Genomic DNA, 17,023 nt, shown 5'->3' on the forward strand with positions numbered 1-17,023 from the left:
CCGGCGAGGTGTCGCCGCGTGCCAGAATAGGCACCAGGTAATTTGTTAGGACGGTTACCTAAATCGTTCCGACGTGCTTCACCCCACCGCAATCGAAGGAGCTTGTGTGTCGATCCCCAGAACCCCGGCGCTCTCGGCCGCCGTCATCGGAGCGCTCGTCGCCGGCCTGTTCGCGGCATCCCCCGCCGTCGCAGCCGCGGACGAGCCCACCCCCACCACCACGATCAACGGCTACCGCAACGTCGGGTACTACGGGCAATGGCGTGCGACCGGAGAAGCCCAGGCCACGATCAAGCGTCTGTTCGTCGACGGCCCCGCCGGAGAGAACCTCACGCACCTCAACTACTCGTTCGGCAACATCGCCGGTGACGAGGCGGCGCTCGACGCCGCGCGAGCGGCGGGGGTGCAGGGTCTCGACGACGTCGAGCCGTACACGTGCTTCATCTCCGACACCGCCGCACCCGGTCCCGGGCAGACCGACACCGCCGGCGATGCCGACAGCGACTTCGCGCACGCCTTCCCCGCCGACCAGTCCGTGCTCGGCATCGCCGACACGAAGAAGCAGAAGCTCGCCGGCAACTTCAACCAGCTCTCGCAGCTGAAGCGCCTGCACCCCGACCTGAAGGTCAACGTGTCGCTCGGCGGCTGGTCGTGGTCGAAGTCGTTCTCGAAGGCCGTCGCCACGCCGGAGCTGCGGTCCGGTCTCGCCGCGTCGTGCATCGACCTGTACATCAGGGGAAACCTCCCTGTGATCGACGGTCGCGGAGGTCCTGGAGCGGCCGCCGGCATCTTCGACGGCTTCGATCTCGACTGGGAGTGGCCCGGCGCGCCGGACTGGGCGCAGGAGGTCGGCAACACCGTCGATCCTGTCAACGACAAGGCGAACTTCCTCGCGTTCGTCCAGGAGCTGCGCGCGCAGCTCGACGTCGTCGAGGCGGAGACCGGGCGCGACTACGAGCTCTCGGCGTTCCTTCCGGCCGGGCCGACGCAGATCGCGGCCGGCGGCTGGAACGACCCCGAGCTGTTCGAGTACCTCGACTACGCGAACCTGCAGGGGTACGACCTCTGGGGCTCGTGGACGCCTGAGACCGGACATCAGGGCAACGTGTACGGCGACCCGGCCCACAACTGGGGTCTCGGACTGGACACGGTCGTCGCGTCGTACGTCAACGCCGGCGTCGACGCGTCGCAGCTGAACCTGGGTCTCGCCGCCTACGGACAGGGATGGCGGGATGCCGAACCCCAGCCGTGGACGGCATCCGGTGGCGGCCTCGGCCAGATCACGTGGGACCAGCTGAAGCTGCGCGACCTCGAGATCCACCACGAGCGCACCGCCGACGGCCGCTTCAACGCGACGTGGGGGTATGACGCCGCGGCGCGCGAGTTCTGGTCGTTCGACGACGAGGTGGCGGTGGCCGAGAAGACCGCGTGGGCCCTCTCGCAGGGCTTGGGCGGCGTCGACTTCTGGGAGGTCGGAAACGACGTGGCCGGCGACCTGTCCAGCGCGTCGGCCGACGTGCTGCGTGCCGCTGTCCCCGGTCCGGTCGAGGGCGCGGAACTGGTCGTGTGCGAGGAGACTGCGGATGCCGCAGCCGCGCCCTGGCACGCGCAGACCACGTACCGCGGGGGAGAGCTGGTGCACCTCGACGGCCGCGTGTTCGAGGCGCAGTGGTATGCGAAGGGCGACGAGCCCGGCGCTTCGGCGCGCGGGCCGTGGAGCACGCTCACCGCCTGCGGAACCGACCCGGCGACGGTGCAGGACTGGTACGCCGACCGCATCTACACCCAGGGCGATCAGGTCGTCTACGACGGCGTGACCTATACGGCGCAGTGGTGGAGCCGCAACGACGTGCCCGGAGCCAAGCACGGCCCCTGGAGGAGCTGACCGGCGGAGACAAGGCGGGCGTCTCTCAGGGCGCCCGCCTTTCGCGTGCTCCGGCGGTTCGGGGGCGCGGTCTGTGGCTTCGAGGGTGTGGTTGCCGCGCGTCCTGACCCCTGAGCCGGGGAGCGGTGCTTCGGGTGGCGCGCTTCGTCGCTTCGCCGCGGTCGTTGCCGCGCGTCGTGGCCCCTGAATCTGGGGCGATCAGTCGGCGAGGGCGGCGCCGATCGACGCCACGAGCGCGGGGTCGGCGCCGAGTGAGGAGAGGCGCGCGCGCAGCGCGACCTCGGCCCGGCGATACGGCTCGTCGCTCACGTAGAGGAGTGACCGGGTGTTCGCCGCTTCGAGGAACGACACCATCTCGAACGTGAGCTGACGTGCGTCATCGAGCAGGGGCAGCTCGCCGGCCGCCATCGCGTGCTCGATGCTCAGGGTGAGGTAGTCCTCCCACTCGCCGGAGGCGGAGACGATCGCGTCGCGGACGCTGCCGGGTCGCGCGTCGAACTCGACCGAGGTGGCGGCGAAGAAGCATCCGCCGCTGAAGACCCGGTCGCGCGAGTACGCCAGCCAGTCCGCCAGCAGTGCGCACACGCGCACCAGCCCGCGGGGTGTGCGTGCGCGAGCCGGCGCGACGACGCGATCGATGAACACTTCTCGCGCGGCGGCGACGACGGCGAGCTGCAACTGCTCCTTGGAGCCGAACAGCGTCGCGATGCCGCTCTTGCTGTGCCCCGAGGCATCCGCCAGTCGTCCGATCGTCAGGCCGTCGAGACCGTCGACCGTGGCGGTGTCGACGGCGTGGGCGAGCACCGCGCGGCGCGACTCGTCGCCGCGGAGGCGACGGCGATCAACGGGGGCTTGTGTCACGGGTCGAGGTTACCGTACGATCGTTCGTATTCATAAGTACGATCGTTCGTATTCTTCGGATCGGAGCACCATGAATCTCGCATTGACCGCCGCGGGCGCCACAATCCGCGGATTAGGCGCTGTGTCGCCGGGCTGGGGAGCAACCCTCGCGATGCCGCTGTTCGGTTCGGTCGCGGCGCCGCGACCGGTGCAGGCGGATGAGGAGGCGACGATGTGGCTCGCGCGTCGTCGCACCGTTCGGATCGACGGCGTCCAACGCCGGGGTGTCGAGGTCGACACCTACGAGTGGGGCAGCGGCCCGCGCACCGTGGTGCTCGCGCACGGGTGGAACGGACGCGCAAGCCAGTTCGCTGCCCTCGTGCGGGAGCTGGTCGCGGCGGGCTATCGCGTCGTGGCGTTCGACGCGCCGGCGCACGGCTCGTCGGCGGGCCGCCGCACCTACCTCGTCGACTGGCTCGATACGTTCTCGGCTCTGCAGGAGCGCCACGGGGCCTTCGACGCGATGGTCGGGCATTCGTTCGGCGGTCTGGCGACGCTCGTGGGCGTGGCCGGCGGAACGGATGCCGCACGCGTTGTCACGATCGCAGCGCCCGCTGATGCCGACCTGCTCTTGACCCAGTTCCAGGGCATGCTCCGGTACTCCGACGCGGTGTCCGCGCGCATGCGCGAGCGCTTCGCGAGCCGGTACTTCCCCGGACAGGCTGATCCCTTCGCGTGGTTGTCGAGTGTCCGGCGGCCGCTGCCCGGCGGTGTGCCGCTGCTCGTCATCCACGACGACGGCGATCGGATGGTGCCCTACGCCGAGGCCGGCAGGATTATGTCCGCGAACCCGAATGCCCGTCTGCTCACGACGACCGCGCTCGGGCACAGTCGCCTGCTCGCTGCGGATGCCGTGCTCGACGCGGTCCTCGAACACCTCGAGGCGTCGCCCAGCCCGGAGATGACGCGGACCCCGAAGGTTGCGGTCGATCGGCTGGCGCCCGTGCCGGTCGCTGCGTAGAGCCGGAGCCCGCGAGAGCCCGTACCTCTCTGTCCGCGCATGAGCGTGACCCTCGCCGTCGGTGCGGGTCGGCGTGCGCGCAGCGGATCAGAACAGGCGAGCGGATGCCTCCTCGCCGGGTGTGAGACGTGCCGCTGCCGCTCGCAGTGAAGTGGCCGCCGCGCGTCCGCGCGAGGTCGTGACGATCGGCGGTGTGCTGCGGGCGTCGGCGCGATCGGCGAGGCCCGCGACCGGAGCACCCCGCGGGCTCTCGTCTTCGGCGCTGCCGTCGAGGCCGTGCACGCGCAGCAGCGGACGCACGCGCTTCGCAAGCCACGCCCGGTAGGCCTTCGGGGCCGTCGTCGTCGCACCGGGGTAGAGCCCTCGATAGGAGGACACGAGTTCGGGATGCTGCTCGGCGAGCCACTGCAGGAACCACTGCTTCGCGCCTGGACGCAGATGGAGCGCGCCGTACACGACCCGCACCGCACCCGCTTCCTTGATCCGCGTGAGTGCGTGGTCGATCGCCGCGATGGAATCGGTGAGGTGGGGGATGATCGGCATCAGGAACACGGTGACGCGGAAGCCCGCCTCGGTCGCCGCCCGCACCGTCTCCAGGCGCGCGGTGGCGTTGGGGGTGCCGGGCTCGATGAGGTGCTGCAGTTCGTCGTCGAACACCGCGATCGACATCGCCAGCGTGACGTGCACGTCGGCTGCGGCATCCTTCAGCATCGGCAGGTCTCGCCGCAGCAGCGTGCCCTTCGTGAGGATCGAGAAGGGTGTTCCCGACTCGGTGAGAGCCGAGACGATGCCGGGCATCAGCTTGTAGCGACCTTCGGCACGCTGATACGGGTCGGTGTTCGTGCCCAGCATCACAGGATCGCGCTGCCAGCTGCCCCGCCGCAGTTCTTTCTGCAGCACCTCGGCGACGTTGACCTTGACGACGACCTGGGTGTCGAAGTCGCGCCCCGCGTCGAGCTCGAGATACTCGTGCGTCCCCCGGGCGAAACAGTTGTGGCTGATCACACCGTTTGCGATGAAATCGCCGGTCGAGGTCGTGATGTCGACCATGTCGATGGTCTCACCGAGATCCTCGATGGAGACGACGCGAAGCGGGGCGTCGGACTTGACGGCGGCTCCGACGAGATCCAGCTTGCGCGTGATCGCGGGTCGGGTGAGCTCGAAGAATCGTCGACGAGCGGGAAGACCCCCGAGGAGCCGGATATCCCGCACGCCGTTCGGCCGTGGCGGTTCCTCTACGAAGGCGAACTGAAAGCGGCGCAATGCGGCGCCGATCTCGGAGAGGATCCGCGCATCGGAGTTGGAGATTCGCAGCACGCCTTGACTGCAGCTCCCTTCCGCATCGAAGATCCCGGCGAGGAAGCCACGCGACCATTCAGCGCAGGCCGACTCCGGCCAGCCGATCAACTTGGTGATGGCGTCGAAGTCCGCTGCCCGAGAGGTGAAGATCGCGTTCATCTCGCGCCGGCGAACCGTCGCCGTGGTGAACATCCGCTGGGTGGTCTTCACGCCTGCGGCTTCCAGGAAATCGCGCGACCGATCAAGCGCCTCTTCATCGGCGAGCGCCAGCCGGAACCGGCTCGCCACAAAGGTGCCCCTGCCGGTCGACCGAGGGTACGTCTTTCTCAGCATCATCGCGTCGCCGCGAATCATCCCGCTGAGATACCCCTGGCGATAGGCGCTCGTCTCAGGGGGAGTCTCAACGACGCCCCCCATGCCGAAACCCATGAGCTTGTTGTTGGGTGTCAGGTAGGGGCGCTGCGGCGCTCCGGACGGCGCCGGGCGGACGTACTTCCACCCCCGTTCGGTCAAGAAGCGGTGGTCGCCGCTCGCGATCAGCTCGGTGCCATCGGCGAGACTCACACGGTAAGCGCGCTTGCGCGTGCCCCACTGTGCCGACACGGTGGCCCGCACGTAGCGGCGGTACGCTCCCTCGCGACGGGTGCCGATCACCTCATCACCGGCACGTATGTCGCCTATCCGCTGGCTCCGTCCGTCTGCCATGAGCACGACCGTGTCGGGATGCAGGCAATAAACACATGCATGACTGCATCCGCGATACGGGTTCACCGTCCAGTCGAAGGGCATGGCGGAGGCGCTCGGCACGTGGTTGAGCGCGGACTTGCAGAGCACCTCGTGGAACGTCACGCCGGCGAACTCGGGGGTCGTCACCGAGCGCACCAGACCGTTGAGCTGCTCGAGGCCGGGCAGGGCCGCGGCATCCGGCACACCCAGTTCCTGACCCTGCCAACGCATGCCTCCATGAGAACAAAGCTTCGAACTTAAGTCAAGGAGCGACTCACCTGAATAGAACATCGGCGGAGTGGACGGCGCCTCGCTGGCGGAAAGGCGCCGTCACGACCAGAATGGCAGGCGTGACGGAGCCAGGCGGGCTCGTTACCCCCCGAGCCGCCCCCGAGACTCGTCGTGCCGCCCGAGCGATGCGCGAGGAGGAGCATCGTCGCGCCCGCGCGACCGCGGCGGCCCGCGTCAGCCATCCGGTCCCGGCCCCCGCCCCCGACGCCGTGGTGGCGTTCGAGCGGTCGAGCGAGGACTTCGCGCCGAGCTCGCTGTCGGGCGCGGTGCCCTCGACGCTGCCCCCCGAACTCCGCCCGCCTGAGCCGGCACCTGTGCTCGCCGGCGCCCCGCCGCAGTCGATATCGGCCCCCGACGGGGCACCCGCATCGAGCGTGCAGCCGCGTTCCCGGCCCGCGCGTCAGCGCCGGCCGGTCATGAGCGAACGCCGGGCCGCCCGCGCGGCCGAGCTGCTCGCCGTCGACGAGACCGCGCTGCCGGTACAGCACGCCCGCCCGCGGCGGCTCACGCGGCGGCTCGCGGTCGTAGCGGGGCTCGCCACCGGCGCGGCCCTGTTGCTCGGGTCGGCGGCGATGACCGCGATGATGCTGCCTTCCCTGCCGCCGGAGGGCGCTGAGGCGTCCCTCTCCATCGCGGTCGAGCCGCGCCACGTCGATCAGCTCCCCGTGCCCCAGGTCGAGCAGTCGCCTCCCGCCGCCGACATCTGCGCACTGCCCGATGTCACGTCGGCGCTGCAGGGTGGCAACGACGAGGCCGCGATCGTGGCGGCCGGCGGCGGCGAGGCGTTCCGCGCGGCGGTCGTGGAAGGACGGGCCCCCTGCGTGGACCTGGGTGATGCCGCCCGCGTCTGGACCGTCGTCGACAAGATCCGCCCGCTGAACCCCATCGACTACCGCCCGAGCGGCCTCGTGCTCCCCGACGGGGTGCGCAACATCGAGGGCGGCGCGCTGCGTTCGGACGCGGCGTCCGCTCTCGCATCGCTCGTCGAGGGGGCGCGCGCGGCGGGTGTCGGCGAGATCGCGCTCGAAAGCGGGTTCCGCTCGTACCAGACGCAGCAGCAGACCTACGGGCGGCATTTCGCCGAGCGCGGCGATCGCGCCGACCAGGTGAGCGCCCGGCCCGGCTACAGCGAGCACCAGCTCGGCCTCGGTGCGGATGTCGTCGCCTGTGCGGGCGCGTGCGGCTCCCTCGACGAGCTCGCACGGACCGCGCAGGGCCAGTGGGTCGCCGAGCACGCCTGGGAGCACGGCTGGATCGTCCGCTACGTCGAAGGCGCGACGCCGGTGACCGGATACAACCCCGAGCCCTGGCACCTGCGCTACATCGGTCCAGAACTCGCCAAGGCCTATCACGACGGCGGCTGGACCTCGCTCGAGGAGTTCTTCGCGCTCGACCCCGCTCCGGGGTACCTCGGCTGACCGCCGGCTCGCCGCCAGATGGGCCTGCTGCCCGGAGCGTCACCGCGGGGTCAGGGACCACTCGCACGCCGTCGGCGGCAGGATCACGGCATCCGTTCGGTGAAACTGAGTACCATATGCGGTGAGATGCAATTCCAGCCGGGGATCGTCTCCACACACTCGAGCTCAGCGAAGAGAAGACCGACGAGAGGAAGGCGCACCATGGAGCGCGACATCTACGACGAGGATCACGAGGCGTTCCGCGACGTCGTCAAGGAGTTCGTCAAGCGCTACGCGACGAACGAGGCGCGCGAGCGCTGGGATGCCGAGGGCGAGATCGACCGGGCGACCATGCTCGCGGCCGGCGAGTCTGGCCTGATCGGCCTCTCGGTGCCCGAGGAGTTCGGCGGCGCCGGCATGCTCCAGGACTACCGCTTCCGCACCATCGTGAACGAAGAGGTCATCGGTGCCGGCGCCGGTTCGCTCGCCGGCGCGTTCGGCATCCAGGACGACCTCGCCGTGCCGTACATCGTGCACATGGGCACGCAGGAGCAGAAGGAGAAGTGGCTCCCGCGCATGGCGACGGGCGAGGTCCTCGGGGCACTCGCGATGACCGAGCCCGGCGCGGGCAGCGACCTGCGCGGCATCAAGACCACCGCGAAGCGGGTCGAGGGCGGCTACGTCGTCAACGGCGCCAAGACCTTCATCTCGAGCGGCAAGACCGCCGACATCGTGGTCACCTTCGTCAAGACCGGCGAGGGCAACCGCCCGGATGCCTTCAGCCTGCTCATCATCGAGAACGGCATGGACGGCTTCGACCACGGCAAGAAGCTCCACAAGATGGGCTCGCACGGCCACGACACCGCCGAGCTGTCGTTCAGCGACGTGTTCGTGCCCGAAGAGAACCTCATCAGCGGCAAGGAGGGCCAGGGCTTCATCCAGCTCATGATGAACCTGCCGCTCGAGCGTCTGTCGATCGGCATCGCCGCGGGCGCCGCCTCGCAGGCCGCCCTCGCCTGGACCGTCGACTACACGAAGAGCCGTGAGGCCTTCGGCGAGCGGATCATCGACTTCCAGAACACCCGCTTCAAGCTGGCGGATGTCGCCACCAGCGTCGACGTGATGTGGGCGTACCTCGACCGGGCGCTGCTGGCCTACAAGGACGGCAAGCTGTCGGCCGAAGAGGCTGCGAAGGTCAAGTTCTGGACGACCGAGCGCGAGTGGGAGATCCTCGACACCTGCGTGCAGCTGCACGGCGGCTACGGCTACATCACCGAGTATCCGATCGCCCGCGCGTTCCTCGACGCGCGCGTCCACCGCATCTACGGCGGCACGAACGAGATCATGCGCGAGATCGTCGGCCGTCAGATCGCCGGCAAGCGCTGACCCGCTTCTGAACGACGGATGCCGCGGCCCGGCCCTCTCGCGAGGGCTCGGGCCGCGGCATCCGTCGTCTGCAGGAGGTGGTGGGCGTCAGGCGGCTGCCGGGCGCCGGCGCGCGAGCTTCGCGACGCCGGCCTTGCGCAGGCGGTCGGCGACGAGGATGCCGAGCGCCACGCCCGCGACGCAGCTGGCGATCGTGAGGGCGAAGAACGTCACGAGGGTCCAGAGCGGCATGGCCGCGAGATTGAAGGATGCCGCGGCGAAGATCGGGTAGACGACTCCGACGAACACCGCGCCGGCGTAGTACTGCCAGGTGCGCCAGAAGCGGTAGAGACCGACCAGGAACGCCAGCTCGGCGAAGAACGCCCACCACACGGCCGCGCCGAGGAACGGGAAGACCACGAGCCCCGAGATCACGCCGACGAGGATGCCGGCGAAGGGCCGCTCGAGCAGCCGCAGTGCGACGGTCGCCGGGAGCAGCCACAGGCCGGCGATCGCGACCGAGATGAACGGCACGGTCGCGAACAGCACCGTCGAGATCCACCCGGCGCCCCACAGCATCACGCCGCCGGCGACGCCGATCGCGGCACAGGTCAGCAGGTACGCCGTGGTCACGCGGCCGCGGTTGCGCGCCGGCCCGCGCGTGGCGGGCGCCGGCGTCGTGGGGACGGCGGCCGTTTGGCCCGGGCCGCTCATGAGTGGGCCTCCGCCGTGGCGCGCTGCGACTTGGGGGCGGGCGACGCGGTTCCGATGCGCCAGTAGCCGCAGAAGCTCACGTGGTCCTTCGAGACGCCGCGCCCGCCGACGAGGTGCCGGCGGCCCTCGGTCGCGAGAGCCTGCTCGCCCACGGTGTACGCGTGGAACGGGGCATCCGGCAGCGTCGCCTGCTGCAGCGCCTGCAGCGCGAGGGCTCCAGGCGCGACGCCGTGGTCGCGCACGATCCACTGCACCGTGAGACCGTCGGGGCGGGAGAAGTCCAGCGCGTCCTCGGACGAGGGCACCTCGACGATCGCGAGGCCCGTCGCGTGTGCCGGCAGTGAGGCGCAGATGCCGGCGACGGCGGGAAGACCCGTCTCGTCGGCGACGAGCACGACCCGATCCGTGCCGCGGTCGGGGTTGAAGGTGAGGCCCTCGTCGATGATGACGACGCTCTCGCCCGCACGGCAGGACTCCGCCCACCGCGACGCCGGACCCGCCGTGCCGTCGGCGGCCGAGCCGTGCAGCACGAAGTCGACGTCGATCTCGGCCGCGGCGTCAGCCGTCGCGGGGCGATAGGCGCGGACCGTGTAGTTGCGCATGACCGGCCGCACGCCGTCGGGGATGCGGAGGTACTTGAGGTACCCGAACATCTTGTTCGCCTTCGCGGGGAGACGGTCGAGGCCCTCGTCGCCGCCGAGCGGGAGGAAGAGGCGGAACCACTGGTCGTACCCCATGGGGCGGAACCGGTCGATCTCGCCGCCGCCCAGCGTCACGCGCATCCAGTGCGGCGAGAGACGCTCGGTGCGCAGCACCTGCAGGTGCACGAGGCCCTGGGTGTCGGGCTTGACGAGTCGGGGGACCGGGGCCATGTCAGTGCTCCTTGTGGACGGCGGGGGTGTTGAGGGCGAGGGTGCCGACGGCGAGGGTGCCGAGAACGGCGGTGGTGTCGAGCGCGGCGGAGGTCATCACAGACCCCAGGGGAAGAAGGCGGCGAACAGTGCGGCCGAGACCGCCCAGAACGCGATGATGAACACGGTGTCGCGCCGTCGCCACGGCACGATGTACCGCTCGGTGCGATCGGCGTGCGCGCCGAACGCGCGGGCGTCCATCGCGAGGGCGACGCGCTCGGCATGACGGATGGCGCCGGCCATGAGCGGCACGACATACCCGAACCATCGCGCGGCCGCGGCGAGCGGACCCCGGCCGCCGTGGGCGCCGCGCACGCGGTGAGCCTGGCGGATGACGTCGAGCTCGTGCCCGAACCGCGGCACGAACCGGAACGCGGCCAGCGCCGTGTAGCCGATCCGGTACGGCACGCGCAGCTGCTGGACGGTCGCCCGCACGAGGTCGGGACCGGTGGTCGACAGCCCGGCGATGAGGGTGAGCGCGACGATCGCCGACAGCCGCAGGGCCGTGGCCGCGCCGACCGCGAGCGCGCCGCCGTACATGGTCCAGCCGCCGATCTGCCACACCACGAAGGACTGGTCCACGCGGGACGCATCGGTCCACAGTGCGAACCCGATGCCGATCACGACGGCACTGATCGGCAGCGCGAGGAAGAGCACCGCTGCGAGCCGCCGGGTGAAGTCGACCCCGACCAGCAGCACCGCGTACGCGAGCAGGAGGAAGGCGGCGGGGGTCGCGGCATCCCTCACGAATACCAGCAGCGCCATCGCCGGCAGCGGCGCCGCCAGCTTCGCGAGCGGGTTGAGCCCGTACAGGAAGCGGATCCCGGATGCCGCGGCCCGCCGGGCGTACGGATCCACGGTCGAGTGCGTGGCCGTCGCCGCGGTGAGCGGGCCGGTGTCGGTCATGCCGCACCTCCCGTGGCATGCGGCACGACCGGGTTCGTCGCGCCGGGGAGGTCCGCGAGGCGCGCGACGCGGGAGAGCTCGGGATGCCGCTGTACACCCCGCAGCGCGCGGCGCAGCGGCGGCGGGCGCAGACCCGCGCGGGCGATCAGGGCGTCGTCGGCGAAGATCCCGGCGGTGGGCCCCTCGGCGAGCACGCGGCCGTCGGCCAGCACGACGGTGCGGTCGGCATAGTCGGTCACGAGCTGCATGTCGTGCGTGACGACGACGATCGTCGTGCCCTCGGCGTTGAGTTCCGAGAGCAGCGACAGTAGCTCGTCGGCGCGGGCGCGATCCTGGCCGAAGGTGGGCTCGTCGAGCACCAGCACCGGCGCACCGGCGACCAGCGCCGTGCCGACCGAGAGCCGCCGCTTCTGTCCGCCCGACAGAAGGAACGGGTGACTGTCGGCCTTGCCGGCGAGGCCGAACCGCTCGAGCAGCTCCACGGTTCGCGTGCGTACCTCATCGTCGGGGAGGTGCTGCCGGCGCAGGCCGTGGGCGATCTCGTCGAATACGGTGTGCGCGATGAACTGGTGCTCCGGGTTCTGGAACACGAACCCGATCCGGGTGCTCAGGGTGCGGGCATCCGCGCGGCCGATGTCGAGCCCGTCGACGTGCACCGTGCCCTTGGGTGGAGCGACGACGCCGGCGAGCGCCTGGATGAGGCTGGTCTTGCCCGCGCCGTTGGCGCCCACCACGGCCGCGAACGCGCCGCGCGGCACGTCGAGGTCGATGCCGTGCAGCACCTCGGTGCGTCCGCGGCGGAGGGTGAGGTTCCGGACCGTGATGAGGGGCGAGCCGGAACCGGGCGTTGAGCGAGCCTGCGGATCGGAACGCTCCGGTCCGACGATCGACGCGGGTTCGGCGCGTTTCGTCTCCGTCGCTCCTCGCTCGCTCGACGACCGGGATCCCGTCGGCGCATCCTCCGCCTCGAGGGCCTGGCGCAGCTCGTCCGGGGTCAGGGGGAGAGGGTCGAGCGCGAAGCCGGCGCGGCGCAGCCGCAGCGCCGCGATCGTCGACACCGGCAGCCACACGCCCATGGCGTGCAGGTCTTCCGCGCGTCCGCGGAGCACATCGTCGACGCTGCCGTCGGCGGCGAGGTGACCGTCGTGATCGAGTACGACGACGCGGTCGACGAAGCCGACGGCCGCATCGAGGTTGTGCTCCACGAGCAGGATGGCGTGGTCGCCGGCCGAGACCAGCTCGGCCAGCGCGGCGTAGACCTCCTCGATTCCGGCCGGGTCGAGATTCGCGGTGGGCTCATCGAGCACGAGCAGCGGCGAGCCCATCGCGAGGGCGCACGCGATCGCCAGACGCTGGCGCCCGCCGCCCGACAGCCGGTCGGGGTTCTCGGACCGCCGCTCCCAGAGGCCGACGCGGCGCAGGGCGTCCTCGGCGCGGGCCAGCACCTCGGCGACCGGCATCCGCAGATTCTCGGGTCCGAAGGCCACCTCGTCGAGCACCGTGCCGGTCACGAGCTGGGCGTCGGGGTCCTGGAAGACCATGCCGACCCGGGTGCTGAGCTCCGCCACGGGAGTCGTCTGCGTGTCGAGCCCGTCGACCTCGACCGAGCCGGTGACGTCCGCCGGAACCGCCTGCGGCAGCAGGCCGTTCAAGGCCAGGGTCAGGGTCGACTTGCCGGACCCGCTGGGGCCGAGCAGCAGCACCACTTCTCCGGAGGCGATATCGAACGAGACGGATGCCGGAGCCGGCGTGGTCTCGCCGTCGTGGGTGATGCCGAGCTCGCGCACCTGCAGCAGCGGCACGGCAGAGGACACGGGCATCCGATCGTCGAGGGAAACTTAGCCTTCCCTAACTTACTCGGGTTCCCGCCGCCCACCAATCCGTTCACGCGCGCCGAGAAGCGGCGGACGCGGCGCGTTGGGAATGCGCGGTGTCGAGGGAGACGCGGATGCCTCAGCTTCGGCTGCGGCGCGCGACACCGGCGCGGCGCAGCGCGCTGCCGATCGCGAGTCCCACGGCCGTCCACGCCACAGGGCCGACGATGAACAGGGCCACGTAGACGATCTGCCCCCACAGCGGGAAGCGGGTGACGTCCGCGGCGAACCAGATCGCGACGGCGATGACCGCACCCACGATGACGGCCGAGAGGAAGAAGCGCCAGGGTTCCCATCGCTGGTAGCGCGAGACGGCGGCGATCAGCTCCTGCAGCGCTCCGATGAGCAGTGCGGTGCCGATGTAGCGGCCGATCCACAGCGGTACGACGGCGCTCGCGACGAGTGCTGCGACGAGGTGCGTGATCAGCGCGACCCACGGTCGGCGGAGCAGCTCCTGCGCCACGACGCCGGGCAGCACGTGCACGCCCAGCACCAGGCCGTAGAGGATCGGCGCCCCCGCGGAGACGAACCCGCTGATGGCACCGGCGCCCGCCTGCAGAACGCCCGTCGCGACGCCGATGGCGGCGCAGGTGAGCAGAACGCTCGTCGAGATCCGGGTTCGGGCAGCCACCTGCCCAGGTTACTGGGACGAACCCGCACGTTTCTCACAAAGCTCTCATTTACTGGGATTCCACTGAGAGTTACGTTTGAGGTCGCTGCGCCCCGACGAAGTGGCGCAGCACTCCCCAGCAATCAACCTGGAGGCCACTATGGGTCGATCCTCCCTCAGAGCAGCAGCGGTCGTCACACTCGCCGCCCTGTTCACGGGCACTGCCACAGCAAGCTTCGGCGCTGCACCCGGGGAGGTGAAGAACCCCATCCCGATCGACTCCCCCTCCGGCCGCTACATCGTGATGCTCAAGGATGCGCCCCTGGCGACCTACGAAGGCGGCGAAACCGGCATCCAGCGCACGAAGCCCGACAAGGGCAAGCAGCTCGACGCGCACTCCGCCAACTCGCAGAAGTACGTCGCGCACCTCAAGAAGGAGCAGCAGACCGTCGCCGATGCAGCGGGCGTGACGCCGGCGGTCACCTATCAGGTGACCCTCAACGGCTTCAGCGCCGACCTCGACGCCGCGCAGGTGGCGAAGCTCTCGGGCGACAAGAGCGTGCTGGGCGTGTTCCCCGACGAGATCCGTCACCCGAACGCGGCCGTGCCCTCCACCGAGTTCCTCGGCCTCGGCTCCGGCGACGCCGGCACCGGCGGGGTGTGGGATGCCGTCGGCGGCGTCAGCGAGGCCGGCAAGGGTGTCGTCGTGGGTGTGGTCGACACCGGTATCGCGCCGGAGAACCCGCTGTTCGCGGGCGACAAGCTCACCGGCAAGGCCGGCGCCGCGCCCTATATCAACCGCGACCAGGTCGTCTTCGCCAAGGCGGACGGCAACGAGTACCGCGCCACTCGCGTTGCCGCGGAGGACCAGGGCTGGTCGAAGGACCTCTACAACACCAAGCTCATCGGCGCGCAGTACTTCGCCGACGGTGCGGCGGCTGCCGGGTTCGACTTCAGCTACGACTTCCTGTCGCCGCGTGACGGCGACGGCCACGGTTCGCACACCGCGAGCACCGCGGCCGGCAACTTCGGCGTCGCCGCCTCGGTCGAGGGCATCGGCTTCGGCGAGGTCTCGGGCGTCGCGCCCGCGGCCAAGGTCGCGTCGTACAAGGCCTGCTACGTCGGCCCCGACGACCTGGTCACCACCGACGACATCTGCGCCCTGAGCGACCTGCTCGGTGCGATCGACACGGCGGTCGCCGACGGCGTCGACGTGATCAACTACTCGATCGGCGGCGGTGCGGCCAAGACCGTGCTGCAGCCGGAAGACATCTCGTTCTTCAACGCGGCCGCCGCCGGCGTGTTCGTCGCGGTGAGCGCGGGCAACGACGGTCCTGGCGCCGTCACGGCCGACCACGCCTCGCCGTGGTACACCACGGTCGCGGCATCCACCATCCCGACCTACGAGGGTACGGTCCAGCTGCCGAACGGCTTCCAGGCCGCCGGCGCGTCGGTGAGCGTCCCGTTCGGAGAGAGCATCACCGGTCCGGTCGTGTACGCGGGCGACGTCGCGAAGGCAGGAGCGGCTCCCAACGAGGCGGCGCTCTGCTTCCTCGGCACGCTCGACCCGGCCAAGGTCGCGGGCAAGTTCGTGGTTTGCGACCGCGGCACCAACGCGCGTGTCGAGAAGTCGCAGGAAGTCGCCGCTGCGGGTGGCACGGGCATGATCCTCGTCAACGTGACGCCGGGCTCGCTCGACAACGACTTCCACTCGGTGCCGACCGTGCACATCGACGCGCAGTACCGTACGGCGCTGCTCGACTACGTGCGCAAGACGGCCGGGGCCACCGCGACGCTCGTCGGTGACAACGTCACCGGCAAGGTGACGCCCACCCCGCAGGTCGCCGGCTTCTCGAGCCGTGGCCCGATGCTCGCCGACGGCGCGGACGTCATCAAGCCCGACGTCTCGGCTCCCGGTGTCGCGATCCTCGCGGCGACCCACAACGGTCCCGACGAGGCACCGACGTTCGGCTTCAAGTCGGGCACCTCGATGTCGTCGCCGCAGGTCGCCGGTCTCGGTGCGCTCTACCTCGGTGAGAAGCCGCTGGCGGCGCCGGCCGAGGTCAAGTCGGCGCTCATGACGACTGCGTACAACACGGTCAACGCCGACGGCTCGGAGAACACCGACCCGTTCGCACAGGGCGCCGGTCACGTCGACCCCACGAAGTACTTCAACCCGGGTCTGCTGTACCTCAACGGTGCCGCCGACTGGGCCTCGTACCTCGAGGGTGCACTCGGCGACGACCTGTTCGAGGACGCCGAACCGAGCGACCCGAGCGACCTGAACCTCGCCTCCATCGGCGTCGGCACGTTCCCCGGCCCGCAGACGGTGACCCGCTCGGTCACCTCCACGCAGGCCGGCACGTTCACCGCGACGGCCTCGGTGCCGGGCATGGACGTCGTCGTCGAGCCGAGCACGCTGACCTTCGGCGCAGCGGGCGAGACGAAGTCCTTCACGGTGTCGTTCACCAAGACCGACGCCGTCGTGGAGAAGTGGACCACCGGGTTCCTCACGTGGACGTCGGGCGCGACCGAGGTGCGCTCGCCGATCGCAGTGTTCCCGGTCACGGCAGCGGCTCCGGCCGACGTCGAGGGCAGCGGTGCCGACGGCAGCGTCGACATCGAGATCACCCCCGGCCTGACCGGTGAACTGGCGCTGAACGTCGCCGGCCTCGCGGCCGAGGACGTGCTGATCGACGGCACCGAGACCACCGGCGCCGCCGACGAGGGGTACACGTACGAACTGGTCCAGGTGACCGCGGGAACCGAGCTGGCGCGCTTCGCGCTCGACTCGTCCGACGAAACCAACTCGGACCTCGACCTCTCGGTCTACCGTGTGGTCAGCCCGTCCGACCTGCGGTACTACGAGCGCTGGCAGTCCGCGTCCTCCGCGGCCGATGAGGCGGTCCAGCTCATCGCGCCGACGGCGGGCTACTACCTCGTCGAGGCTCACGTGTACTCGTACACGAAGCCGTTCACCTGGCAGGCCACGTCGGCGCTCGTCACGCCGGGCGGACTCGGATCGCTCACCGCAGACCCGAACCCGTTGCCGGTGACCGAGGCCACCCCGACGGAGTTCAACCTGTCGTGGTCGGGCCTCGAGAGCGGCAACTACCTCGGTGTCGTCCGCTACGGCGACTCGCAGGTGCGCACCGTCGTCTCGGTCGACGTGCCGTAACGGTTC

At 70.4% G+C, this 17,023-nt stretch carries 12 protein-coding genes; 5 read left to right on the forward strand and 7 right to left on the reverse strand.

The window, feature by feature from the left end; genetic code table 11:
• The first annotated feature begins 106 nt into the window (after window positions 1–106).
• On the forward strand, window positions 107–1,885 hold the full coding sequence (locus ABG085_RS01135; protein WP_347977615.1) for a glycosyl hydrolase family 18 protein: 1,779 nt from the start codon (window positions 107–109) through the stop codon (window positions 1,883–1,885).
• Between the two features lie 198 nt (window positions 1,886–2,083).
• On the opposite strand, the gene ABG085_RS01140 is transcribed toward ABG085_RS01135, so the two are convergent.
• Window positions 2,084–2,746: a TetR/AcrR family transcriptional regulator gene (locus tag ABG085_RS01140; protein ID WP_347977616.1), complete on the reverse strand. Its 663-nt coding sequence runs from the start codon at window positions 2,744–2,746 to the stop codon at window positions 2,084–2,086.
• 70 nt (window positions 2,747–2,816) lie between these two features.
• On the opposite strand from ABG085_RS01140, the gene ABG085_RS01145 reads away from it, so the two are divergent.
• On the forward strand, window positions 2,817–3,746 hold the full coding sequence (locus ABG085_RS01145) for an alpha/beta fold hydrolase (protein ID WP_347977617.1): 930 nt from the start codon (window positions 2,817–2,819) through the stop codon (window positions 3,744–3,746).
• A gap of 87 nt (window positions 3,747–3,833) precedes the next feature.
• Here the strand turns inward: ABG085_RS01145 and ABG085_RS01150 are convergent, their stop codons facing one another.
• Entirely contained in the window at window positions 3,834–6,002 is a 2,169-nt protein-coding gene (locus ABG085_RS01150; protein ID WP_347977618.1) for an intein-containing Rv2578c family radical SAM protein, read from the reverse strand.
• Window positions 6,003–6,187: 185 nt separating this feature from the next.
• On the opposite strand from ABG085_RS01150, the gene ABG085_RS01155 reads away from it, so the two are divergent.
• Complete coding sequence (locus ABG085_RS01155) at window positions 6,188–7,480, forward strand: M15 family metallopeptidase (RefSeq protein WP_347977619.1); 1,293 nt, start codon at window positions 6,188–6,190, stop codon at window positions 7,478–7,480.
• Between the two features lie 201 nt (window positions 7,481–7,681).
• Complete coding sequence (locus ABG085_RS01160; RefSeq protein ID WP_347977620.1) at window positions 7,682–8,845, forward strand: acyl-CoA dehydrogenase family protein; 1,164 nt, start codon at window positions 7,682–7,684, stop codon at window positions 8,843–8,845.
• Window positions 8,846–8,932: 87 nt separating this feature from the next.
• Here the strand turns inward: ABG085_RS01160 and ABG085_RS01165 are convergent, their stop codons facing one another.
• The 5 genes from ABG085_RS01165 to ABG085_RS01185 all read right to left on the reverse strand — a co-directional run bounded on the left by ABG085_RS01165 (window position 8,933) and on the right by ABG085_RS01185 (window position 13,860).
• Window positions 8,933–9,538 carry an ECF transporter S component gene (locus ABG085_RS01165; protein WP_347977621.1) on the reverse strand — a complete coding sequence of 202 codons (606 nt, stop codon included), beginning with the start codon at window positions 9,536–9,538 and terminating at the stop codon, window positions 8,933–8,935.
• Window positions 9,535–10,410: a siderophore-interacting protein gene (locus tag ABG085_RS01170; RefSeq protein WP_347977622.1), complete on the reverse strand. Its 876-nt coding sequence runs from the start codon at window positions 10,408–10,410 to the stop codon at window positions 9,535–9,537. The genes ABG085_RS01165 and ABG085_RS01170 overlap by 4 nt, the downstream gene beginning before the upstream one ends.
• 96 nt (window positions 10,411–10,506) lie before the next feature.
• Window positions 10,507–11,355, reverse strand: coding sequence for an energy-coupling factor transporter transmembrane component T (locus ABG085_RS01175; RefSeq protein WP_347977623.1), 849 nt, complete (start codon window positions 11,353–11,355; stop codon window positions 10,507–10,509).
• On the reverse strand, window positions 11,352–13,175 hold the full coding sequence (locus ABG085_RS01180; RefSeq protein WP_347977624.1) for an energy-coupling factor transporter ATPase: 1,824 nt from the start codon (window positions 13,173–13,175) through the stop codon (window positions 11,352–11,354). Before ABG085_RS01180 ends, ABG085_RS01175 begins: the two co-directional genes overlap by 4 nt.
• 133 nt (window positions 13,176–13,308) lie before the next feature.
• The gene (locus tag ABG085_RS01185) at window positions 13,309–13,860 is read right to left on the reverse strand and encodes an ECF transporter S component (RefSeq protein WP_347977625.1); all 552 of its coding nucleotides are present in this window, start codon (window positions 13,858–13,860) and stop codon (window positions 13,309–13,311) included.
• Window positions 13,861–13,999: 139 nt separating this feature from the next.
• Here ABG085_RS01185 and ABG085_RS01190 point away from each other — a divergent pair, with 139 nt between their 5' ends.
• A complete protein-coding gene (locus ABG085_RS01190; protein ID WP_347977626.1) occupies window positions 14,000–17,017 on the forward strand; it encodes a S8 family serine peptidase in 3,018 nt (1,005 codons plus the stop codon).
• Window positions 17,018–17,023 lie beyond the last annotated feature (6 nt).

Origin of the sequence: Microbacterium sp. ProA8, from assembly GCF_039905635.1 — a bacterium.
Lineage (GTDB): Bacteria > Actinomycetota > Actinomycetes > Actinomycetales > Microbacteriaceae > Microbacterium > Microbacterium chionoecetis.

Bases quoted from the DNA above. Each gene is read 5' to 3' on its own strand.
- ABG085_RS01145 (WP_347977617.1), top strand. From the start codon at position 2,817: ATGAATCTCGCATTGACCGCCGCGGGCGCCACAATCCGCGGATTAGGC.
- ABG085_RS01150 (WP_347977618.1), bottom strand. From the start codon at position 6,002: ATGCGTTGGCAGGGTCAGGAACTGGGTGTGCCGGATGCCGCGGCCCTG.
- ABG085_RS01155 (WP_347977619.1), top strand. From the start codon at position 6,188: ATGCGCGAGGAGGAGCATCGTCGCGCCCGCGCGACCGCGGCGGCCCGC.
- ABG085_RS01160 (WP_347977620.1), top strand. From the start codon at position 7,682: ATGGAGCGCGACATCTACGACGAGGATCACGAGGCGTTCCGCGACGTC.
- ABG085_RS01165 (WP_347977621.1), bottom strand. From the start codon at position 9,538: ATGAGCGGCCCGGGCCAAACGGCCGCCGTCCCCACGACGCCGGCGCCC.
- ABG085_RS01170 (WP_347977622.1), bottom strand. From the start codon at position 10,410: ATGGCCCCGGTCCCCCGACTCGTCAAGCCCGACACCCAGGGCCTCGTG.
- ABG085_RS01175 (WP_347977623.1), bottom strand. From the start codon at position 11,355: ATGACCGACACCGGCCCGCTCACCGCGGCGACGGCCACGCACTCGACC.
- ABG085_RS01180 (WP_347977624.1), bottom strand. From the start codon at position 13,175: ATGCCCGTGTCCTCTGCCGTGCCGCTGCTGCAGGTGCGCGAGCTCGGC.
- ABG085_RS01190 (WP_347977626.1), top strand. From the start codon at position 14,000: ATGGGTCGATCCTCCCTCAGAGCAGCAGCGGTCGTCACACTCGCCGCC.